This window comes from Chryseosolibacter histidinae (genome assembly GCF_018598225.1).
GTDB lineage: Bacteria > Bacteroidota > Bacteroidia > Cytophagales > Cyclobacteriaceae > Chryseosolibacter > Chryseosolibacter histidini.
Window position 1 is genome coordinate 70,391 of record NZ_JAHESF010000021.1, and the last position, 22,681, is coordinate 93,071.

Here is a 22,681-nt window from a genome sequence, read left to right on the forward strand (position 1 = left end):
TTTTGTCGCTTTTTTCCTTCATTGTATCGTCTTGCGTTCAACGTGTTGATCAGAACATGTTGGACGAAATTGAAACGATTACCAATAGAAACATTTCGAATCAATATAAGGCTATAGTTTTGGTACCATCAAGTGGATGCACAGGTTGTATCAACGGTGCGGAAGATTTTTTGGTGAACAAATATTTAGAAAAGGGAAAGAACGGACTATTTTTCATAGTCTCAGGGCATAGGTCGATCAAGGAGGCGAAACTTAGATTAGGACAATCGGTTGTTGCAAGAGATGTGTACTTGGACCTGGATAAGTACTTCAACAGAGATCCATTTCTTAAAGGATACCCACAAGTACTCTTTATTAAGGACGGTGAATTGACATCGGTTGAGGAAATCACACCGGAGGCTAGCGAAGGGATCTACAGGAGGTTATTAACATTAGCGTACTAACATTCTTGGTTGCTAACACTAACTGTTTGAAATCTTAAAACCATTGTATCATGACCGTACTTTTCATGATTTATCCAACGCTATCCCATTTCTATTCAGTACTTGGATTGGCCAATGCAATGCAAAATAGCGGCTATAGAGTTGTTTTTCTTGGGGCAGTTAATAATTCTATAAACAAAATAGTAATAGAACATGGATTTGAAGTAATTGTCGCAGATAGCATTCCGTTTGCACTTAGCTATTCAGACGAATTGAAAAACTATAAGACTCAAAAGAAGGGAAAGAAGGAGCTGATACTTGATAGGTTAAATAATTCCAATTTGCATGACAGAGTGAACGTTTTGGGCGAGGTGGTGCAAAAGATTAAGCCTACAATAATTCTATTGGACTCATTTACTGGTGGTGACTTCCTGTGTCTTTATCCATTTGTTATCCATAAACCTGTAAAGATTGCGCTAATAAACACGATGATCGAGCAGTCTGGTTTCGACTCGGAAATTATTGACAGCATGAAGATTTCGAACGTATTCAAAAGAATAAGAATTCGTTATAAGCGGTTTTTAGAATACTTATTTTGCTTTGGCAATACTACATCGAAACTACTCGCCCTTGCAATTAAAGAAATGGAAGTGCCTTCTAAGTTTAAGGTCATTTGCAACCTGCCCTTAAGTATTTCTTTTGAAAATGTCAAAGAGTTCGTGATAGCTCCCTCTGAATTTGATTTCCCTGTAGCCAAGCCGAGAGGTGACAGGCATTATATCGGTTTTTTAACTCATGTAAAACGTAGGATTAAAGTAGATGATGCTGATTTCAAAAAATTACAGGAAATAATGAATGGTGAGGGAGGTAAGATTTATATATCCTTTGGAACTCTTTCCTTTGAACATTTGAAACGATTGGATAAATTTTTTAAAGCGGTTGATTTTGCGGCTAAACATTTCACAGATTACAATTTTATAATTACCTGCGCTAAAAATTTCGGCAGACCAGTTTTTTCTTTCGGATCAAAAAATATTCATGTCTTTGGATTTCAACCACAAACATATATTCTTTCCAAATCGGCTGTTTTTATAACTCATGGAGGGTTGAATTCTATCAAGGAAGCGATTCTTTACAATGTGCCCTTAATTGTTTATCCATTGAATCGAAATTACGATCAATACGGCAATGCTTCTCGGGTTACTTTCCACAAGCTAGGATTGCAAGGTGATCTAAAGGATGCAGGTGGAAAAAGACTAATTCGTGAAATTAAAGAGGTGTTGAATAATGGTTCCTATAGGGGCAATATTTCTAAAATGTCTTCAATAGATTCCGAGTATTCTTTAAAACGATTTGTTATGGGCTTAGAGGCAATAGAAGTACTAAAATGAGTAACGGAATAAACTTGCGTTCAAATGGAGCTTATATATTTCAAAGGAAAAAATTTTGGTGATGCTTTAAATGCTTACTTGTGGAATGCGCTTATTTCTGACGTTATAAAGCCTGTAAACCCCGAGATTGGGTTTTTAGGCATCGGGTCACTTCTAGGGTTGCATCAGAACTATGCACCTCCCTCCATAAAAAAGATCGTGGTTTTTGGATCCGGATATGCGTATGGGAATCCCCCTGTATTGGATAATCAATATGATCTATTTTTTTTGCGAGGACCTATCTCAGCAAAGTTTCTGAAGGTGGAGGAAAAGGAAAATGTCATTACAGATAGTGCGCTATTGATCAGAACACTGAAGTTGGCTAACCAGGAGAAAAAGTATAAATATTCATTTATGCCTCATTGGTGTACTGAGTTTTTTTTTGATTGGAAAAAAATATGCGAGGATGCCGATATAAAATATCTAAGTCCATCGCTACCCGTAGAACAACTTTTAACGGAAATACTCAAAAGTGAAAGGCTACTTACAGAAGCTATGCATGGAGCAATTATAGCCGACGCATTTAGAGTACCATGGGTGGCGCTGAGATGTTACGATCACATTAATAAGTTGAAATGGCATGACTGGTGTTATTCGGTTTTCATGGACTACACTCCAATTGAAATGCCATCTTTATATGATCTGCAACACAGCAACGGGAAATTGTCGCAATATGACAGTAAAGAGAACGGGGATTTTAATATGTCACAATTTGTTCAAAAAAGGTTTGTCGGCAATAGTTCTGTTTCCGGCATAGATCGCGCTAAACGCGAGCTTAGTAAATTAAAAAATGCGTCGTTTAGCTTAACCAATTCCTCGATGTTGAAGAAACTGGAAAATCGAATGATCTCAAAATTGGATTTGCTCCGGTCAAAATATGGTTCAGGAGGGTATATATAGGAAAAATTTGTTCGAAATCGAGCTTGATAAATATTCAACGATGTATAATCTAAAAATGTTTTTAAAGACCTTGCTAATCTTCGTTGCTGGTACTTTATTCATTAGGGAATTTTTATTTGAATTATATAATGTCTCAGGTGCATCGATGCAGGGAGAACTATTTGCAGGCGACAGAGTATTGATTTCAAAAGTACATTATGGGGCCAGAATACCAAATGTGATGAAGGTGCCTTTCATTGATAAGGACAATCGCATACTCCTCAGTCGTCAGTTTCCATTCTACACTCCGCCATTGTTCAAATACCTGAGATTGCCCGGATTAGCATCAATAGAAAGGAATGATATTTTATTATTTAATGCGCCTCACCAAAAGAAGCCCTCTTATGAATTGAAGGATAAATATTTAAAAAGATGCATTGCAATTCCAGGTGACGAAATAGAGTTAGTTGATGGCACTGTCTTGCTGAACGGAAAAATAAGCACCGAATTAAATTCTTGTATTCACTTGTACAAAGTAGTCACTAACCGACCATTATCAGAATCAGAACTGCGTGCACTTACCGTTTTTGATTTAAGCTATAGCGGTTTTTCTGGGAACTCACGTAAGATGAATGAGTTAAATACCTATTACCTGTATCTTAATTTAACAACCTTTCAAAGAATTAAATCCGATTTGGTAATCAAGGATATAGATCGTTATGAATATTCTATTGGCTTAAAGGACTTGGACATATATCCTCACTCACCGAAATATTCCTTTAATCTTAACAATTTCGGTCCCCTCTTGGTACCCGGAAAAGGTAAAATTATACATCTAGATTCAGTTAACAGTGCTCTCTACTACGAAATACTTAAAAATTATGAAGACATGCAGTATGTCACTTTGACAAACAGCCGAATCTATGTAAAAGACTCCTTAATTACTTCATTTGAATTTTCAAAAAACTATTATTTTATACTTGGAGATAACAGAGATTTGTCGATCGACTCGCGGCACTGGGGCCTATTGCCAGAAGATCATATTATTGGCAAGGCTACATTTGTGTGGTCGAACTCCGCCGAAGTCAAAAGCGGGGATTTGGAACTTGAATGAGTAGTCGCTCAGGAATTAAACTCTTTTTCCGGAAACCTCCAATGATTCTAATTCGATTAAAACTACTTCAATTCAGGCTGTGTTGAATTTTTTCCTTCAAAAGTCAAGGAGATTATCGGATGTGATAATCTACTAAACATTGCGAATCACATAGTATGGCCACAATCTCTACTACACAAACAATGCCAAGTATAGATTTCGGACTGATCTTGTTTATATTGTATTTGACTTCTTTGAAATTTGCCGGTGTTTAAAGACGGACAAACAGCTAATATACCAGACGAACACTAAACAGCTTCACGAACACTTACGGTCGTTTTTGGTAAATCTTGTTACTGATTGTTACCTATCCCATCTGTAAGATTCATTAAAACCGAAGGAAACCTATATTTGACACTCAAGGTAATTTTACCAATTTCCCAATGCCAATTCTCAATGCCTTTTTCAACGCACCGAAATGATGACACCATGACTAATCCAGCTGTGGACGGTGGACCGTAGATAGTGGTCCGACGACTTATTAAATCGTTTGAATTCGCTTTTGTGGAAAAAATAAGTTTACTTGTCTGTAACAATCAGACTATGCACGAAGATCCGGAGGTTGGTTTGGAGTTGCGCTATTGGGAAGCGATGCGGAAAGGGGATAAGTCATCTTTTGGCTGGATCTATGATCGTTATTTCAAACTGCTCTATAATTATGGTAAGAAAATAGGTGTTGAGCGTGCCGCACTGGAAGACGCTATTCATGACCTGTTTGTTGATCTCTGGCGCATGCGTGACAATCTTTCGTCCACCAGCTCTGTGCGCTTCTATCTTTACCGATCACTGCGCAGACGGGTATTACGAAATGATACCGCTAAGAATTATTTCACTGAAAGCGGACTTATCATTGAAGGTGCGCTGGCCATGGTCTCACCCTCCCTCGAGCAGGAGATCATTGACGAAGAAGGACGCAACCAGCGTATCCACCGGTTGAAAAAACTTTTGAACGATCTAGCCCCTCGTCAGTATGAAGCTTTGGTGCTTCGTTTCTACGATGAGTTCAGCTTCCAGGAGATCGCCGATATTCTGCACGTCAACGAACAATCTGCCCGCAACCTCGTTCAGCGCGGACTGGTACAGCTCCGGCAATACGCCAAACATGTGATCACCCTGGCGTGTATCATGCTTCTTTTTTAGTTTCTTCTCCTTTTGAATATCGAACAAGGAATGTCGAAGGCTGAATTTCGAACGTAGGTCCTTCGAAATTCGGCGTTTCTTGTTCAATATTCGATATTCCAGATTTTCAATGGGTTTCAACCGCTCCCGATAGCTATCGGAATTCCGTACTGCAAATTTTTAAGAAAAGGTGAGTTAAATTCCGAAAACGTTGCTTTTGGTATTGGAAACGTTTGAATGCCGTTCAAAAAGACCACGTTGGCCCCCTGTTATGAAACATTATTTAACCTTCAGTGCTGCAGATTTTGCTCAGGATGAGGAGTTTTTGAAATGGGTAAAATACCCGGAACAGTATCCGTTGCTGCACGATCGGTGGCTGAGGTTTCTGAGGGATTATCCCCATAAAAAAGAGGAGGTGGAAGAGGCGCGGCTGATGATCCTGGCGGTAGTGAAAGAAAAACAATTGATGCCTGACGATGCGACCCAACAGAACGTGTGGCACCGCGTGCAGGAATCGATCCTTGAAATGGAAGATGCTCCGAAGGAAGTGATGTTATGGCAGCGCTGGTACTCCAAGGCAGCGGTGGTGCTCATGATCTTCGGCGCGGGTTGGTTCCTGATCGGCACAAAGAACGATGCCCCCCGGCTTGCTGAGGTAGAAAAAGAAGCCGTTGCGCTGGAGAAATACATCAACAACGCCGATGTAGCGAAGACCATCGTGCTCAGCGATGGCTCGTCTATCGTGCTGCAGCCGCACAGTGTGCTGGAGTATCCCCGCACCTTTAAACCCGATGTGCGCGAAGTGTATCTCACGGGTGAAGGTTTTTTTGAAGTAAAACGAGACGTGAACAGGCCCTTCATGGTTCGCACCCATGAGATTGTGACGCGTGTGCTCGGAACCAGTTTTACGGTGCGTAATTCCGAAGGCGGAAAACAGGTGCTGGTGCAGGTGAAGACCGGCAAAGTATCGGTGTTCAAAGAAAAAAGCAACGAAGAAGGTGCCAAGGATGAGAGCGTGGAAGGTGTGGTGCTGATGCCCAACCAGCAGGTGGTGTATGAGCGTGACCAGATGAAGCTTACCAAATCGTTGGTGGAGAATCCGAGTGTGCTCATTCCCGTGGCGAAGCAGGAATTTGAATTTAGCGACGCGCCCATTGGCGACGTGTTCCGGGTGATCGAAGAAGCGTACGGTGTGGATGTTGTTTACGACGAGGAGGTGCTGGCGAGCTGCTATCTCAATGCGTCGCTTGACGATGTGCCGCTCTATGATAAATTAAAACTGATATGCAAGGGTATCAACGCAACCTATGAGATCATGGACTCCCATATCATCATCTATGGAAAAGGTTGTAGCGAGCCCGTTGACGATACGAATTCAACTACCCAAACAAAACCAAATTAAAACCTATGAGAACATAATTACCCGAATAAAGAACCGGTGATGCGCCAACATCACCGGCCTGGAATGCCCCGATGGACCATCCGTGCGGGATGCGGGGCGTTTGTCTATCCGCAGTTAACGTCAAGACAAAACCATTCAAAAGTATGAAAAAAGAACTACAAGTTCATGGACGGCTATTGTTCATTATGAGAGTTTCACTGCTTCAGTTCCTGCTTTCCTTCGCCATCATCAGCATGGCCAGTGCCCATGAGTTGGGTGCCCAGGTACTGGAGCGTAGAGTGAGTCTCAAACTCGAAAACATCACACTTCGTTCAGCGCTCGCAAAGATCGAACGCGCCGCAGATGTGAAGTTCCTTTACCAATCGCAGGTGATCGCCTCACAGGATCGCCTTCATTTCAATTTCAGCGACGAGCGCCTGGCCAGTGTGCTGGACAAGATCCTCGGCCCGCGTCACATCCGCTTCGAGGCTGATGGCAACCAGATCATTCTTACCAAGGCAGCGCTGGGTTTGCTGGAAGAAGCTTTGATGAAACAGGAAGCAGCTGTTGATATCACCGTGTCAGGAAAAGTATCTGACGAAGATAACCTGCCCTTGCCCGGCGTGAATGTGATCCTCAAGGGAACATCAGAGGGTACCACTACCGACGTCGACGGTAAGTATTCGATCAGCGTACCGAACGCGGATGCCGTTCTTGTTTTCTCCTTTATCGGTTATGAGACAAAGGAAATTATAGTAGGTGCTCAGACAGAGATCAGCATCAGCATGAACCCTGACATCAAGGCACTGGAAGAAGTTGTGGTGGTGGGTTATGGTGAAGTGCGCAAATCAGACCTCACCGGTTCTGTATCAAAAGTGAAGGCGGAGGAATTGAGCGCGTATCCTACTACCAACGTAATGCAGGCGCTCTCCGGAAGAGCAACCGGTGTTCAGATCTCGCAAAACAATGGATCGCCAGGAGGCGACATCAGCGTGCGTATCAGGGGTACCAACTCTATCATGGGATCGAACGAGCCACTTTATGTGGTGGATGGTTTTCCGTATTCTGGCAATCCCACCTTATTGAACAACGCAGACATTGAATCCATAGAAGTATTGAAAGACGCTTCCGCTACCGCGATCTACGGTTCCAGGGGTGCTAACGGTGTTGTGATTATCACCACGAAGAAGGGCAAAAAGGGAAAGACAACCGTGGACTACGATGGATACATGGGCTGGCAGACGGCGCGGAAGAAGATCGACATGATGAGCGCACATGAGTATGCACAGTTCTACAATGAGCAGGCCGCGAATGATGGACTGGCACCTCACTTCACCCAGGAAGAGGTTGATTCTTTTGGCAAAGGTACAGACTGGCAGGACCTGGTGCTGCAAACAGCACCCATCCAGAATCATGCTGTTACACTAAACGCGGGATCGGACAACACCAGGTTGTCAGTTTCAGGAAGCAATTTTAAACAGGAGGGCATCATCATCGGCAGTAATTACGTGCGTAACTCCATCCGTGCCAACCTGAGCAGCGACATCAGCAAAAAATTCACCTTTGACCTGAATGCCATCCTGAGCCGGGTGGATTCAGATCGCCAAAATTCCGATCGGGGAAACAGGGGTGGCTCATTGATCTCTGCGATGTTGTCGGGATATCCTACACAACCTGTTTACGCAGCCGATGGAACCTACAGTAATCTTTCTGCGGCTTACGGCTGGGGATCGAACGTGATCACCAACCCGCTCAACTATATAGAGCAGACATCGAATCATATTCGCTCCAATAAAGTGTTGACCAATGCCGCGGTTACCTTCAAACCCATTGAGGGACTGTCTATCAAGGTCTTGGGTGGTATTGAAAATACAGATGATCGCACAGACGAATACACGACAAAAAAATATATCAACTCCCTTGGTTCTGCCAAGATATCGACGGTGCAGACCAGCAGCTTGCTGAATGAGAACACCATCAGCTATGTTAAGAGAACAGGTGCTCATAATATCTCCGCGGTTGCAGGGTTTACCTACCAGAAGTGGAGCCAGACTGGGTTAAGCACTTCCGGAAACGGATTTGTGAGCGATGTGCAGGAGTCATACGATATCGGCGCAGCAGCCACGCAAGGTGTGCCAAGCTCATATTTGTCTGAGTGGACCTTGATGTCTTACCTCGGCCGGGTTAACTATACTTTCAATGATAGGTACCTGGCTACCGTGAGCTTCCGTGCAGATGGCTCCTCACGTTACAGCGAAGGAAACAAGTGGGGCTACTTCCCTTCTGCCTCTGTGGCCTGGAGACTTTCTGAAGAAGAGTTCATTAAAAATATTCCGTTCATCTCTAACATGAAGCTGAAGGCTGGTTATGGTGAAACGGGAAGCACAGCCATCGATCCTTATAAGACGCTGAATCAATTGGTTTCAAGTAAAGTGGTCTTCGGTGACGCGTTAACTACAGCATACGCTCCGGGAACACAGCTGGCAGGGCCGCTGAAGTGGGAAACGACAGCTCAATCAGACATCGGCCTTGAGATGGGCTTCCTTGAAAACCGGTTCTCGCTTGAAGTGGATTATTACGTCAAAAATACCCGTGACCTGCTCAACAGGGTTCCGCTTCCCTCATCGTTCGGATATGCGTATACGATCCGGAACATAGGTAAAGTGCAGAACAAGGGAATCGAGATCGGTGCCAGCGCAGTAGTGTTGGAAGGTCCTTTTAAATGGAATGTGGCTGCTAATTTCTCCGCCAACAGGAACAAGGTGATCGCATTGTATGACGGAGCCGATATACTGGGCGATCGCGTCGATATCTCTGTGATCAACGACGTTGTGAACATCGTACGTGAAGGATATCCCATTGGATCTTTCTTCGGATATGTAGAGAAGGGGTATGATGCAGCTGGTAAGATCACGTACGAAGATTACAACCCCAATGGCGCGCTTGATAACGGAGACAAACGTCTCATCGGTAATCCATTCCCTGATTTCATCTACGGTTTCAATTCAACCATGTCGTTCAAGAATTTTGAATTGAATGTGTTCATCCAGGGATCACAAGGCAACGACATCTTTAATGTGAGTGCCGTGAACCAGACCCTGGATTATGGTCAGGCGTTGAACATGCCCAGGGAAGTATTTCTGAATCACTGGACACCGGAAACGCCTAACGCAAAATATCCTGTGATCAGTCGTACTACGTCTACACAGGTTTCAGATCGCTGGGTTGAAGATGGCTCGTACCTGAGATTCAAGAACATCCAGCTGAGCTATAACCTGCCGGTGAGTGCGTTAGACCTAAAGTGGCTGACCAAAGCGCAGATCTATGTAAGCGCCCAGAACCTGATCACGCTGACAAACTATTCGTGGTATGATCCCGAGATCAACACTTACGGAGGCTCGACATCGATCCGTCAGGGTATTGATCACTATAGCTACCCTACAGCGAAAACCACTACGGTGGGTATCAGACTTGGTTTTTAATTCAATCCATGATCAAAATAATATACATCATGAAAAAAACATTTCTTTATATCGCTGCAGTGCTGGCCTTTACCGCCTGTAACGATGAGCTTATAGAGAAGCCTAAGTCCCTGTCGGCCGAAGTGTTCTACAACACTAACGATGAAGCGTTGGCTGCAGTGAACGCTATTTACGGACCGATGCGCGGTGATGGTGCATTAGGTCTCAATTATCCCGCCCAGCTCGAAGGTCTTCCCGATTACGGTAATTCGAGAGGAAGCCAGACGAACGTGAGTCTATACCAGGGGTTGGATAACACCAATGCGTCGCGGGTAGGTACCATCTGGGACGGTCTGTATCAGTCGATCCGCAATGCCAACATCGTGATCAAAAATGTGCCCAACGGCAAAGAGATCACGCCGGCTGCCGCCGATGCCTTTGTAGGTGAAGCCAAATACCTGCGTGCCCTCATGTACTTTGCCCTGGTACGCAACTGGGGAGGTGTACCGCTGCGCACGGAGCTGAACATGACGGAGCCAGACATGAAACGTGCCAGCGTGGAGGAAGTGTACGCGCAGATCCTGGAGGATGCATTGTTTGCCGAGACAACGCTGCCTAACGATCCGACAGCGCCCGGCAGGGCTACGAAGTGGGCAGCCAAAACATTACTGGCAGAAGTATACCTTACGCTCGGTCAGTGGGAGAACTCCCGTGTGAAGTCTCAGGAAGTGATCAGCTCCGGCAAGTTCTCGCTGGTGCCTGTAACGGTGTCTGAAGATTTTCAGAAGATCTATGGCCCCGAAGTTGTTACCACCAGCGAAGAAGTGTTCTACCTGAAATATTCACGGCAGCAGGGCTTCGGACTGGTGGGCTACGCACACCGTGCCATCGGTCCTTATAAATATTTCGGCGGTGGCGGTGTGTATGCGCAATACACAGACTCCACTTCGAACTCATTTATCAAAACCTGGGACAAGAAAGACCTTCGCAAATCACACATTCTTTATAATGTTGATGTAGGATTAGGTCCCAACACCTGTCTGTACCGCAAATTCAGAGATCCTGTTGCAACTGCTGCCGGTAACGATTATCCCTGGTATCGTTACGCCGATGTGTTGTTGTTCCACGCCGAGGCCGCAAGCCGTGCTAACGGTGGCCCTACAGCCGCTGCCATGGAGAGCCTGAACAAAGTACACCGCAGGGCTTATGGCTACGATGCCAACGCAGTTTCACCCGTCGACTTCAATATCGCCAGCTACGACGCCACAACTTTTGTAGACCTTGTGGTTCGCGAAAGAGGTTATGAGACCATGTACGAGGGCAAACGCTGGCTCGACCTGAAACGCCTCGGCATTGCCAAGCAGCGGATCAAGGAAGTGAAGGGCATCGATATAGCCGATAAGCACATGAACTGGCCGATCCCGAATTCGGAGATGCTGTATAACAAGGCACTCACGGCGGCAGACCAGAACTTAGGATATTAAAGACACCCATTAGGGTTAGGTTGGTGAAGACATCTCCTCGGCCGGAGGGATGTCTTCCTTTTGAAAACACTTTACTAAATACAGCAATCATGCGTATCAACAGAATTCTACTGGTGGCAACCTTTTGCTCCGCCCTCGTTGTCAATCCCGTTCTAGCCCAGAAGACGGTGGAGGTGGATGTGTGTGTCTATGGCGGAACATCAGCCGGTGTTATCGCGGCTTATACAGTGCAGAAGCTTGGGAAAAAAGCCGTCCTCATCGAGCCGGGAAAAAACCTTGGCGGTATGAGCTCGGGCGGACTGGGCTACACCGATATCGGCAACAAATACGCCATCACCGGTCTTGCGCGTGATTTCTACAGGCGCATAGGCAAACACTACGGAAAATTTGAACAATGGATCTTCGAGCCGAAAGTTGCCGAAGCCCTCTTCAACGATTATGTGAAACGCGGTGGCTACCAGGTTTTGTACACCACCCGTGTGAAGGAGGTGAAGAAGGATGGCAAACGAATTACGGAAGTAACTTTCGAAAATGCAGATCGCCCCGATCGCAGCACGGACATCATCGTGAAAGCGAAAATGTTCATCGACTGCGGTTATGAAGGCGACCTTATGGCAAAAGCCGGCGTATCGTATACGGTTGGGAGGGAAGCCAATAAAGATTACAACGAGACCATCAACGGTGTGCAGCTGATGCATGGCCACCAGTTTCCCGATGGCATCGATCCTTACAAGATCCCGGGCAAACCGGAAAGCGGATTGCTCTGGGGCATCAGCAAAGAAACATTGCCACCCAACGGCACCGGCGACAAAAAAGTGCAGGCTTACAATTACCGCATCTGTCTTTCTTCCGATCCGCAGAACCAGGTTACCATCACACGCCCTGAAGCATATGACTCCACACGTTATGAGCTGCTGCTCCGGTTGTTCGATGCGTTTCCGCAAAAGCGTACACTCAACGACTACATGATCCTGAGCCACATGCCGAACAAAAAAACAGACATCAACAACCGCGGCGGTTTTTCGACCGACATGATCGGCATGAATTACGGTTACCCCGATGGCACCTACGATCAGCGCAGGCAGATCATCCGTGACCATGAGCTCTACACCAAGGGGCTGCTGTATTTCTACGGTCATGATCCCCGCGTTCCCCAACAGCTCAGGGATGAAATGCTGAGGTGGGGTTACCCGAAAGACGAGTATGTGAACAACGGCAACTGGTCTCCGCAGCTCTATGTACGCGAGGCGCGAAGAATGATCGGCAGCTATGTGATGACCCAGGCCAATTGTGAAAGTAAAGAAGTGGTGAAAGATGGCGTTGGCATGGCGGCCTATACCATGGATTCGCACAACATCCAGCGACTGGTGGTAAATGGCCAGGTGAAGAATGAAGGTAACGTGGAAGTAGGCGGCTTCGGTCCCTATCCCATTGCCTATGGGTCGCTCGTGCCCAAAGCTTCCGAGGTCACCAATATGCTGGTGCCGGTTTGTTTGTCGGCCACGCACATTGCCTACGGTTCCATCCGGATGGAGCCGGTGTTCATGGTGCTTGCGCAGTCGTCAGCCACGGCAGCGGTCATGGCCATCGATGCAAAAACTGACGTTCAACGCATCGATGTAGCCAGGCTTCAGCAGCGCCTGAAGACAGATCCTTTGTCTGATGGAAAGGTCTTCGATATCCTGGTGGATAATGACGATGCACAGCAGGTGCAGGTAAAAGGAAACTGGACTGCCGAGAAACGTGGCGGTTACGGTCCTTCATTCCTCGTAAGCCAGGCAGGTGATGCCAGTGTGAGGTTCACTCCCGAGGTGCCAAAAAAAGGTAAGTACACCGCTTATATCTATTTCCCGAAAACACAGGGCAGCGCTTCCAGCACTACGGTAACGGTACACGACGGTAAACAAAGCAAAGAGGTTGTGATCAAAGAATCGGATGTTCGTGTGGAAGGACAAACCTCAGGTGAGTGGGTATCGCTCGGCACGTATGAGCTGCCGCAGGGAAAGAAAGGCTTTGCTGAGGTGTCCGCAAAAAATGCCGATGGGAAAGTGATCGCTGACGCAGTGATCTGGGTGCCCGCCCAATAACAGATCAATCAATGTAATCTTGAATGAAGAACATGATGAAAAAATTTAGCTTACTGGTTGCAGCATTCTTCATCGCATGCTCGGCCTATTCACAATACGATATAGTGATTGTAGGAGGAACACCCGGAGGCATCATGACGGCCATCGCTGCGGCAAAACAGGGAAAGACCTCGGTGCTGTTGGAGCGTACCAGTCATATCGGCGGACTGCCGGCCAACGGACTGGGTGCTACCGATATTGCTACACGCGGCGCTACAACAGGCTTGTTCTCAGAATTTGTGAACCGTGTAAAGCAACACTACATCCAGAAGTATGGCGCGGAATCTAAGCAGGTGCAGGATTGCTCAGACGGTTTCCATTTCGAACCTTCAGTAGGGGAGATGGTGCTGGAGCAGATGCTGGCGGAGCAAAAAAGCAAGGTCACCGTACTGAAGATGCGACAGTTTGATAGTGAGTCGCAGAATATCTCTATGCGCAACGATCGTATCGAAAAGATCAGGATCCTCAACCGTGAGTCGAACAAGATCGAGGAGTATACGGGAAAGATCTTTGTAGATGCCACTTACGAAGGCGATCTGGGTGCGGCTGCCAATGTGCCGTTCCGCCTGGGCCGCGAAGGCAAAGATGAATTCAATGAGGTAGGCGCCGGACGCGTGTATAAATACTGGGGAGGCACAGAAGGCGAAGGCAGCACTTTTCAGACCGATAATGCCGTACAATCATACAACTATCGCCTGTGTCTTACCAACAACCCGGCCATTCGCCTGGAAGTGAAGAAGCCGCTGAAGTATAACCGCGATGAGTATGTGTCGATGATCGAAGACGTGTGGACGGGGCGCCATACCGGTGTACAAATGTTGCAGGTGACGGAAGCGATGCTGGAAGAGAATCGCAAGCACATCGCCAAAGGAAACGTGAGCAAGATCCCCGGTGACGTATGGGGCATTGCCAGGATCACCAACATGGTGAAGCTCCCCAACGACAAAACGGATGCGAACAACCAGCACATGGCGTTTATTTCTACAGACCTTCCGGAAGAGAACTGGCCCTGGCCCACTTCGAGCTGGGCATGGCGTGACACTTACGCCCAGCGACTGAAAGACTACATCCAGGGACTGATCTGGTTCGCCCAGAACGACAAAGAGCTTCCGGAACATTTCAGGAAGGCCGCGAAGGAGTGGGGATTTGCAAAAGACGAGTATACTGACAATGGTAACTTTCCACGGCAGGTCTATGTGCGTGAAGGCAGGCGTTTTGAAGGAATGTACTTCTTTACGGCCAACGATGCTACCGCAGTTGCCCCGGGTAAAAGACCGGTGATTCATACTTCGAGTGTCACCGCCAGCCACTATGCCCTCGATTCGCATGCCGTTCGCAAACGCGAGCCCGGCAAAGTTCACCTCGATGGATTTCTCAGCTATCCGTCAGCCGTTTACACCGTTCCTTTTGGCGTAATGGTGCCCAAAGTGGTTGATAACCTGCTGATCCCTGTGCCGGTGTCCGGAAGTCATATCGGTTTTTCTACCCTGCGTATGGAACCCTGCTGGATGGCACTGGGCCAGGCTGCGGGTGTGGCGGCATCACTTGCCATTGACGATCAGGTGAAAGTTAAATACATCAACGGCGAAAAACTTCAGAAGATCCTGTTAGGACAAAAGGCTACATTGATCTACTACCGCGATGTAAATCCTGCCGATGCCAATTTCGAAATGGTGCAGCAGCTTGGCTTGCGCGGATACCTGCCCGACTGGGAAGCAAGGTTGAACGATGCCATCGATCAGCAGACTGCCATGGCCTGGGAAAAGTTGTCAGGAAAAAAACTGAGCTACGAAGCTGGCAAGACCACACGCAGCGAAGTGCTGAAAAGCATCTATACCAACACGGCACCAGATAACAGGAATGCTTCTTCACATTAGAACGCATTGGGAATTAGGCGTCGGGAATCCCGATAGCTATCGGGAGGGCATTAGGCATTGGAGAGACAGTCTCAGCTTCTAATGCCCAATGCCTGATTTCCTAATGCCTGTTTTTTTAACCACATTACAGAATGAAAGATACTAATGTTGTAGAGACCGCCTTATCAAAGAAGAGTACCCTGAGGCAGGTCTTGCAGGCGCCGGTGATTATTGCTGCGCTTGGATATTTTGTGGATATCTATGACCTGTTGCTGTTCAGCATTGTGCGGGTGTCGAGTCTGAAGGCACTTAAGCTCAGCGGCGATCAGCTTTTGGAGAAGGGCATCTTCCTGATCAATGTGCAGATGGCGGGTTTGCTCGTGGGCGGTATCCTCTGGGGCATCCTGGGCGATAAACGCGGGAGGCTCTCGGTGCTGTTCGGCTCCATCTTGCTGTACTCACTCGCCAATCTCGCCAACGGTTTTGTAACAGATGTACCGCAGTATGCCGTGCTTCGTTTCATTGCCGGGGTTGGCCTTGCGGGTGAGCTTGGCGCGGGCATCACGCTGGTGGCCGAGATCCTGCCGAAAGAGATCAGGGGATATGGCACCACGCTGGTAGCCTCCGTGGGTTTGTTCGGTGCGGTGCTCGCCTATTTTGTGGCCAACGCCACCAACTGGCAGGTGGCTTACTGGATCGGCGGCGGACTCGGTCTTTGCCTTTTGTTGCTGCGTTACAGTGTTGCCGAGTCGGGCATGTTTGCATCCGTTGCGAAAAAGCATGTGGAACGAGGGAATTTTCTCGCCCTGTTCACTGACAGTGGACGACTCGTTAACTACCTTAGATGTATCCTGATCGGTTTGCCTATCTGGTTTGTGATCGGCATCCTCATCACCTTTTCACCTGAGTTCGGTACAAAACTTTCACTCCCTGGTCTTGTGGACGCCGGCAAAGCAGTGATGTTCGGTTATGTGGGCTTGTCTGTGGGCGATCTTACCAGCGGCAGCCTGAGCCAACTATTCCGGAGCCGGAAAAAGATCGTGTTCCTCTTCGTGCTGCTGACAGGCGCAACGATGGCGTTTTACCTGAAGGGTGCAGGGAGTTCGCTGGGAACGTTTTATTTCGCCTGTTTCCTGCTGGGCCTCGCTATCGGCTATTGGGCATTGTTCGTAACCATTGCGGCAGAACAGTTCGGCACCAACCTCCGGGCTACGGTAGCCACCACCGTTCCGAATTTCGTTCGCGGCACAGTTTTGCCCCTCACGTTCGCTTTTGAATTTCTGCGTGCCCGCACCGACATGATCACCAGCGCCTGGCTCGTCGGCGCCTCCACCATCATCATCGCCCTGCTCGCGCTATGGAAAATGAAAGAGACGTTTGGGAAGGATCTTGATTACGTTGAGTAGTCCACGGTCGACAGTCGACGGACCACAGCAGGTCAGTGTGAATTCACAGGGCATTCTAAAAACATAAATTCGGTTTCAAGGCTTCGCTTCCAGATAAGCGGAGCCTTTTTTTATCACCGCCTACTTACTCCTTAATTCTTACTCCTTACTTCTTTTTCTTGAACTCTCCTTCTGACTCCTAACTCCTGGCTCCTGACTCCTGACTTCTTGCCCCTTGACCACCCGTGGTTGCAGCGAAGAAAGCTGTCTTCGTTTCAAACCTTCGGTACATTTAATCTGATCAAATTCAACGCAGCTATCGAAGCTGCCTTAATATTGATCTGCCGGTCTTTCGACAGCTGAAGCTTGCGCGTCACAGTCTGATGTTTATCAGAGTATGCGATCCACACAGTGCCTACGGGTTTTTCAGGTGTGGCGCCGCCCGGTCCTGCGATGCCGCTGGTGGCTACGCCGATGTCGGTGTTGAACTTGGCGCGCACGAGGTTGGCCATTTCTATGATGGTGGGCTCGCTCACGGCCCCGTTCTTTTCCAGGGTCTCGGGTTTCACACCCAGCTGACGCATTTTGATCTCGTAAGCATAAGGCACCATGCTGCCCAGAAAATAATCTGAGCTGCCGGGTACGCTGGTGATCAGGTGCGACAGGTATCCGCCCGTGCAGCTTTCGGCAACAGCAAGGGTGAGCTTCTTTTCGCGCAGCAGGTTGCCCACCGCCACTTCGATCGGATCTTCACCATAACCATAGATGAACTGTCCTACGCGCTCCTTTAATTTCTCTGTGAGCATGTTCGCTTCTGCTTCCAGGGCGGGCAGCGAATCGCCAATGGAGGTAAGTCTCAGCTTTACTTCGCCGAGACCGGGCAGGTACGCCAGCTTGATGTGTGGGGGCAACGCTTTTTCCCAGTCGGCGATCTTTTCGGCCAGGAACGATTCGCCCAGTCCTATGGTGCGGATCACTTTGTGATGAATGGTAGGCGGGCTGAATGTTTTGCGCAGCTTGGGAATAACAATGTCGCTCATCATTCGTTTCATTTCGTGCGGCACCCCCGGCATCGACACAAACACTTTTCCATTGCGCTCGAACCACATTCCGGGAGCGGTACCTATCACATTGGTCACCTTCTCGCAGCATACGGGCAGTGCCGCCTGCTGACGATTCACCTCCGTGAGCTCACGGCCCCGGCTTTTGAAAAATTCAGTGACCTCGGCAAGGGCCTCTTCGTGTATTTTCAGCTCACAGTTGAAGTATTTTGCCAGGCATGGTTTGGTGAGGTCGTCGTTGGTGGGACCGAGGCCGCCGGTGATCAGCACGATGTCGGCACGTTTCTCCGCTTCCGCGAAAGCGGTCATGATCTCATCCTCCTGGTCGCCCACCGTGGTTTTCCTGATCACTTTGATACCTGCCTTGCTCAATTCCACGCTCATCCATTGGGAATTGGTGTCTACGATCTGCCCATAAAGGATCTCATCGCCAATGGTGAGCAGCTCTGCGAGAACAATCTTCGTCATATTCAGTCAAATAAAAATCTCTCCTGTTTCCAACGTTCTGCAAAGGAAGCCAGTCTTAGCAAATAAACAAACTATTCCTATGTTAGCAACCCGCCAAAGAAAAGCAGTTTTTGCATACCTGCTGATGATCCCGGCCTGCTTGTGGCTGTATGGCTGTGATGTGCTCGAACCGGATGTTGATCCCGACAATCCCCAGGTGCAGATCATTGATAAAGAACTCTACGTGACTCCGAATGGTTCCGGCTACATCGACCTTTATTCGATGGTGAAGACGCAGGGTACTGTGCGACTCGATATCGTGTCACAGCCGCGCAGGGGAAACCTCACCGAGATGGGCAAAGGACTGTTCCAATACACTGCGGGCACTGATTTCCGGAAGGGAACGGATGCTTTTACATTCCAGATCTACTCGAAAAACAATACGCTGCTGAAGGAAGACAGCGTCGTCATTGTTGTTGAACCCGATACGACCCATTTTCCGCAGGGATTCTATCCTCAGGATGATATCGCTTACAATATCGTCAGCGAGATCACCATCGATGTGTTGGCTAATGATGTGCTGGGGGCCAACCGCTCACAGGTAGGCATTGAGATCTACCGGCCCGGCCCTGATTTCCCGCCACATGCAGGGGTTGCGACAGTGACGAGTGGAAACATGATCTGGTATTCACCCCGTGGTGCTGTTAATGGATACGATTCCATCTTCTACAAAGTGTTCAGCCTCGCAGACCCGTCGAAGTTTGGGATCGCGAAAGTGCTGATCGCTCCGGCGCCATCATGCTGGTTCCAGCTTGTGGATGACGATTTTGTTTTTGGGACAGACACGCTCAGGAGCGATACGGTGTGGCTGAACGTCTTCCAGAACGATGAGCTTTGTTCCACCCCGGTCAGAGACTACCAATTTGAAATACTCGATGATGGCAGTGCTGGAACTGCATTCTATGACAGTGCCGGAGGTTTGGGGTACCGGTTACCGGAGCAGACGTACATGGTGATCGACAGCGTGCGCTACCGCATGTGCTACAGGCAGCAGTGTCAGACCGCCAAAGCGCGCATCAAATTGAAATCATAAATGCATTAAACGACCCGGAGAGCCTTCTGCTTCGAAGCGAAGGCTTTTACCAATGTATGGTGAACAACGAACTGTTTGAACGATGCAGAAAAAACGAAGGCCAGGCGCAGCGTGCCATGTACGATCAGTTCAAGGCAACGCTCATGGGACTTTGCCGGCGTTATGCGCGCAATAAGGAAGACGCACAGGATATGCTTCAGGAAAGTTTTATCAAGATCTTCTCCAAAATGCACCAGGTGGAATCTGCCGATAAATTTGAAAGCTGGATGAAGTCAGTGGCGGTGCGCACGGCCATCGATCATTATCACAAGCTGAAGCGTACGGACCATCATGCCTTTACGACTGACGAATATGATGTTGCCGACCTGGACTATGGAGGAATACTCGAGAGCGTCTCTGACGAATACCTGGTAGGCATCATCAACGATCTGCCCGAAGGATGCAGAATGGTATTCAATCTTTTTGAAGTGGAAGGATATTCACACACAGAGATAGCGGAGCTGCTGAAGGTCAGCGAAGGAACATCGCGGTCGCAGCTTCATCACGCCAAATATTTGCTGAAACAGAAACTTAGCCGACTGGGGATCAAACGTTATGAAAAGCTTGCCTGAAAAAGATTTTTGGAACGCCATCAGGAACCGCCTTGAAAACTACAAGGAAGAGCCGCAGGACGACTGGCTGAAGATTGCCGGCGCCATCCCGGCAGCAGGAGAGAGACAGGGGAACAAGCCTGTGAACTTGGCCGCTGACCTGCTCTCGGTCGCCAGTGTTGTTATGCTGGTGTGGACATTGTGTGCGGTTACTCCGGCAGCACGCATCTGGACGTTAGCCAACGTTTCCACTCCGCCTGTAACTGAAAAAGTGAATGGCCAGGAGGCAGACAGATTGAAAGAAGACAATGAGCGCGAACTGAAGGAGCATAAAGTCGAACAAAATGAGAAGGGCCTGCCTCCAGTGACCAAAGAAACCGAAAGCAAAGGCAACAGATTCGGTGATGTACTTAAGAAAGTGGAACACAATGACGCATCCCAGCAACAGGCGTCTCTGCCTGAATTGGACAACGACGCAAAAACCAACGGGCGAGACACACGTTCTGCTCATATCGATGGCCCAGAAGAATCCCAGGATACCACTGACAGTGTGCAGACCGTTGTGGCTGCTAAAGCTGATACCGTTTTCTTTGCGGTGCCACCGATTTTGCAACAAAAGTCAAAAACCCGGCGCAAGTTCCGGCCATCGGTGTATGCCGTCATCACGCCTTCCTTTGCTTATCAGAAGATCGTCCCCCGGCGCGATGACAACATCAATATCCAGAAGCTGAACAGCGCAGGACTCGTTTCCGCAGATCGCCTTGGTTACAGCCTGGAGGCCGGGTTCCAGATGCAGGTAAGCAATCATTTTGAATTGTATGCCGGGTTCTTGTATTATCAGCAAAACCTGCTGGTGTCTTACAGCTATGTGACGGACGGAGATGTTGAGACGGTAAACGGTACACGCGAAAAATGGAGCTTCGAGCTCTCACCGGGCGAGGCTACACGCACGTTCAGGTATGCGATGAAGAACGGTGGCGCATCCGCAGGCGTGCTCTATCATATCAGGGGAAGAAAGCTGATGCACAAGCTGGGCGCGGGATTGCAATATCAGAAAGGACTGGTCAGATCGCAGGGCGAATACAGCTACAACAATGCGTCATCGTCTTACCTGAATTACCAGCTCCTGTACCGGATGGAATACAGTCTCAGTGGAAGAACAAGTATCTTCCTGCAACCGCAGTTCGTTCATTCGCTCGTGGCTGATGAAGTATTGCGGGAACCCTTTACGGTCAAACCTTACCGTGCAGGTTTAGGATTCGGACTGTTGTATCATTTCTAGTTATCAGATCAGGTGTGGCGGCGATAAAACGGAAGCTGGCTTATTTACAAGTGACGTTGGTCCACTTCCTGGTGTCGCTCGCCACCCTGGATACCTATAAGGATGATGAATAAAAAAAATTAATGTTCCGGATTTTTAGTAATTTTTAACGGTGCATGCGCCATGTGCAGGAGAAAGTTCCTGCATGATGGAAGCGCATGATCACGATAACACCGGTAAAAATGAATTCTTCCGCGCTCGACTGGCAAAAGCAGATCTATCTCAACGGATTTGCGGGCATCCTCCCGAAAGTTGAAATCAATCTTCAATCCCTGGAAGACCACGCGCGCGCCGTGATGCGACCTGAAGCGTTTGCTTATATCGCCGGTGGTGCCGGAAATGAGCATACTATGGCAGCGAATCGTGCTGCTTTCGAAAAGTTCAGGATCGTACCGCGCATGTTGTGCGATGTAGGTGCGCGTGATACAACACTGACCCTTTTCGGGAAGAAACTTCCATCGCCATTCTTGCTTTCACCGGTAGGTGTTCTGGAAATGGTGAGCGCGGATGCAGACGTTGCTGTTGCCCGCGCTGCTGCCGCGCTTGGTGTACCATATATATTTTCGAACCAGGCATCGCGGCCGATGGAAGCGTGTGCCGCCGTGATGGGTGACCAGCCCCGGTGGTTTCAGTTGTACTGGAGCAAATCGAATGACCTGGTGGCGAGCTTCGTGCAACGCGCCGAGAAATGTGGATGCTCCGCCATTGTGGTAACGCTTGACACAACAATGCTGGGATGGCGTACCCGCGATCTCGAGATAGCCTACCTGCCTTTCCTCGAGGGAAAAGGTATCGCTCAATATACCTCAGACCCTGTGTTTCAGCGCATGCTGGATGAGCCGGACGACGCTCCTGACCTGAAACGGAAAGTGACCTGGCGTACCGTGCGTGGGTTGATCCGCATGGTGAACCGTTATCCCGGCGATGGTTTTTTCCGCAAGCTCCGCTCGGGCCGCCCTGTGAAAGCCGTGCGTAAATTTATCGCAACGTATTCCAACCCCTGCACTACCTGGTCTGACCTCCGGTTTTTGCGAACCTGCACGCGCCTGCCCATCGTGCTGAAAGGTATTCTTCATCCCGATGATGCGCGTAAAGCCCTCGATCATGGTGTGGATGGATTGATCGTCTCCAACCATGGAGGCCGGCAGGTAGATGGAGCGGTTAGTACTTTTGAAGCGCTGCCCGATATTATCCGTGTTGTGGATTCAAAAATTCCCGTGTTGCTCGATAGTGGCATCCGTGGTGGTGCCGATGCATTTAAAGCCCTCGCGTTAGGAGCCACAGCCGTTTGCATCGGAAGGCCTTATGTCTATGGACTTGCGCTGGCGGGGCAGCAAGGCGTTTATGAGGTGTTGCGCAATTTTATGGCCGACTTTGAGCTTACCATGGGGCTGGCCGGTTGTAAGAATCTCTACGAAATCGATCAGAAATCGATGAAAGTTGCGTTTTAAGTTCCGGTTCCCCTCCATTGAG

16 protein-coding genes are annotated in these 22,681 nt (G+C 48.4%); 15 read left to right on the plus strand and 1 reads right to left on the minus strand.

Annotation, left to right across the window (positions count from 1 at the left end; genetic code table 11):
• The first annotated feature begins 56 nt into the window (after nucleotides 1-56).
• From KK083_RS19750 to KK083_RS19800, 11 genes are all read left to right on the plus strand, one after another.
• The gene (locus tag KK083_RS19750; protein ID WP_254166694.1) at nucleotides 57-443 is read left to right on the plus strand and encodes a hypothetical protein; all 387 of its coding nucleotides are present in this window, start codon (nucleotides 57-59) and stop codon (nucleotides 441-443) included.
• Nucleotides 444-493: 50 nt separating this feature from the next.
• Nucleotides 494-1,813, plus strand: a complete 1,320-nt coding sequence (locus KK083_RS19755) for a glycosyltransferase (RefSeq protein ID WP_254166695.1) — start codon at nucleotides 494-496, stop codon at nucleotides 1,811-1,813.
• 24 nt (nucleotides 1,814-1,837) lie between these two features.
• Complete coding sequence (locus tag KK083_RS19760; protein ID WP_254166698.1) at nucleotides 1,838-2,752, plus strand: polysaccharide pyruvyl transferase family protein; 915 nt, start codon at nucleotides 1,838-1,840, stop codon at nucleotides 2,750-2,752.
• 7 nt (nucleotides 2,753-2,759) lie between these two features.
• On the plus strand, nucleotides 2,760-3,845 hold the full coding sequence (gene lepB, locus KK083_RS19765) for a signal peptidase I (RefSeq protein WP_254166700.1): 1,086 nt from the start codon (nucleotides 2,760-2,762) through the stop codon (nucleotides 3,843-3,845).
• A gap of 582 nt (nucleotides 3,846-4,427) precedes the next feature.
• Nucleotides 4,428-5,024 carry an RNA polymerase sigma factor gene (locus KK083_RS19770; RefSeq protein ID WP_254166702.1) on the plus strand — a complete coding sequence of 199 codons (597 nt, stop codon included), beginning with the start codon at nucleotides 4,428-4,430 and terminating at the stop codon, nucleotides 5,022-5,024.
• Nucleotides 5,025-5,274: 250 nt separating this feature from the next.
• Entirely contained in the window at nucleotides 5,275-6,405 is a 1,131-nt protein-coding gene (locus KK083_RS19775; RefSeq protein ID WP_254166704.1) for a FecR family protein, read from the plus strand.
• A gap of 143 nt (nucleotides 6,406-6,548) precedes the next feature.
• A complete protein-coding gene (locus KK083_RS19780; RefSeq protein ID WP_254166712.1) occupies nucleotides 6,549-9,866 on the plus strand; it encodes a SusC/RagA family TonB-linked outer membrane protein in 3,318 nt (1,105 codons plus the stop codon).
• 29 nt (nucleotides 9,867-9,895) lie between these two features.
• On the plus strand, nucleotides 9,896-11,329 hold the full coding sequence (locus tag KK083_RS19785; RefSeq protein ID WP_254166715.1) for a RagB/SusD family nutrient uptake outer membrane protein: 1,434 nt from the start codon (nucleotides 9,896-9,898) through the stop codon (nucleotides 11,327-11,329).
• Nucleotides 11,330-11,418: 89 nt separating this feature from the next.
• Nucleotides 11,419-13,416, plus strand: a complete 1,998-nt coding sequence (locus KK083_RS19790; RefSeq protein WP_254166717.1) for an FAD-dependent oxidoreductase — start codon at nucleotides 11,419-11,421, stop codon at nucleotides 13,414-13,416.
• 32 nt (nucleotides 13,417-13,448) lie between these two features.
• Nucleotides 13,449-15,332 carry an FAD-dependent oxidoreductase gene (locus KK083_RS19795; protein WP_254166719.1) on the plus strand — a complete coding sequence of 628 codons (1,884 nt, stop codon included), beginning with the start codon at nucleotides 13,449-13,451 and terminating at the stop codon, nucleotides 15,330-15,332.
• A gap of 131 nt (nucleotides 15,333-15,463) precedes the next feature.
• Complete coding sequence (locus KK083_RS19800) at nucleotides 15,464-16,717, plus strand: MFS transporter (protein ID WP_254166721.1); 1,254 nt, start codon at nucleotides 15,464-15,466, stop codon at nucleotides 16,715-16,717.
• A 254-nt stretch (nucleotides 16,718-16,971) separates the two neighbouring features.
• Here KK083_RS19800 and KK083_RS19805 read toward each other — a convergent pair whose 3' ends face one another.
• Nucleotides 16,972-18,225 carry a competence/damage-inducible protein A gene (locus tag KK083_RS19805; protein ID WP_254166723.1) on the minus strand — a complete coding sequence of 418 codons (1,254 nt, stop codon included), beginning with the start codon at nucleotides 18,223-18,225 and terminating at the stop codon, nucleotides 16,972-16,974.
• 79 nt (nucleotides 18,226-18,304) lie between these two features.
• Between KK083_RS19805 and KK083_RS19810 the strand changes: the two genes are divergently transcribed.
• The 4 genes from KK083_RS19810 to KK083_RS19825 all read left to right on the plus strand — a co-directional run bounded on the left by KK083_RS19810 (nucleotide 18,305) and on the right by KK083_RS19825 (nucleotide 22,659).
• Entirely contained in the window at nucleotides 18,305-19,297 is a 993-nt protein-coding gene (locus KK083_RS19810; protein ID WP_254166726.1) for a hypothetical protein, read from the plus strand.
• 56 nt (nucleotides 19,298-19,353) lie between these two features.
• Entirely contained in the window at nucleotides 19,354-19,908 is a 555-nt protein-coding gene (locus KK083_RS19815) for an RNA polymerase sigma factor (protein ID WP_254166728.1), read from the plus strand.
• Nucleotides 19,892-21,169 carry a hypothetical protein gene (locus KK083_RS19820; protein WP_254166730.1) on the plus strand — a complete coding sequence of 426 codons (1,278 nt, stop codon included), beginning with the start codon at nucleotides 19,892-19,894 and terminating at the stop codon, nucleotides 21,167-21,169. Before KK083_RS19815 ends, KK083_RS19820 begins: the two co-directional genes overlap by 17 nt.
• Nucleotides 21,170-21,390: 221 nt before the next feature.
• Complete coding sequence (locus KK083_RS19825; RefSeq protein WP_254166746.1) at nucleotides 21,391-22,659, plus strand: alpha-hydroxy-acid oxidizing protein; 1,269 nt, start codon at nucleotides 21,391-21,393, stop codon at nucleotides 22,657-22,659.
• Nucleotides 22,660-22,681: the final 22 nt, after the last annotated feature.

Bases quoted from the DNA above. Each gene is read 5' to 3' on its own strand.
- KK083_RS19750 (WP_254166694.1), top strand. From the start codon at position 57: ATGTTGGACGAAATTGAAACGATTACCAATAGAAACATTTCGAATCAA.
- KK083_RS19755 (WP_254166695.1), top strand. From the start codon at position 494: ATGACCGTACTTTTCATGATTTATCCAACGCTATCCCATTTCTATTCA.
- KK083_RS19760 (WP_254166698.1), top strand. From the start codon at position 1,838: ATGGAGCTTATATATTTCAAAGGAAAAAATTTTGGTGATGCTTTAAAT.
- KK083_RS19770 (WP_254166702.1), top strand. From the start codon at position 4,428: ATGCACGAAGATCCGGAGGTTGGTTTGGAGTTGCGCTATTGGGAAGCG.
- KK083_RS19775 (WP_254166704.1), top strand. From the start codon at position 5,275: ATGAAACATTATTTAACCTTCAGTGCTGCAGATTTTGCTCAGGATGAG.
- KK083_RS19780 (WP_254166712.1), top strand. From the start codon at position 6,549: ATGAAAAAAGAACTACAAGTTCATGGACGGCTATTGTTCATTATGAGA.
- KK083_RS19785 (WP_254166715.1), top strand. From the start codon at position 9,896: ATGAAAAAAACATTTCTTTATATCGCTGCAGTGCTGGCCTTTACCGCC.
- KK083_RS19790 (WP_254166717.1), top strand. From the start codon at position 11,419: ATGCGTATCAACAGAATTCTACTGGTGGCAACCTTTTGCTCCGCCCTC.
- KK083_RS19795 (WP_254166719.1), top strand. From the start codon at position 13,449: ATGATGAAAAAATTTAGCTTACTGGTTGCAGCATTCTTCATCGCATGC.
- KK083_RS19800 (WP_254166721.1), top strand. From the start codon at position 15,464: ATGAAAGATACTAATGTTGTAGAGACCGCCTTATCAAAGAAGAGTACC.
- KK083_RS19805 (WP_254166723.1), bottom strand. From the start codon at position 18,225: ATGACGAAGATTGTTCTCGCAGAGCTGCTCACCATTGGCGATGAGATC.
- KK083_RS19810 (WP_254166726.1), top strand. From the start codon at position 18,305: ATGTTAGCAACCCGCCAAAGAAAAGCAGTTTTTGCATACCTGCTGATG.
- KK083_RS19815 (WP_254166728.1), top strand. From the start codon at position 19,354: ATGGTGAACAACGAACTGTTTGAACGATGCAGAAAAAACGAAGGCCAG.
- KK083_RS19820 (WP_254166730.1), top strand. From the start codon at position 19,892: ATGAAAAGCTTGCCTGAAAAAGATTTTTGGAACGCCATCAGGAACCGC.
- KK083_RS19825 (WP_254166746.1), top strand. From the start codon at position 21,391: ATGAATTCTTCCGCGCTCGACTGGCAAAAGCAGATCTATCTCAACGGA.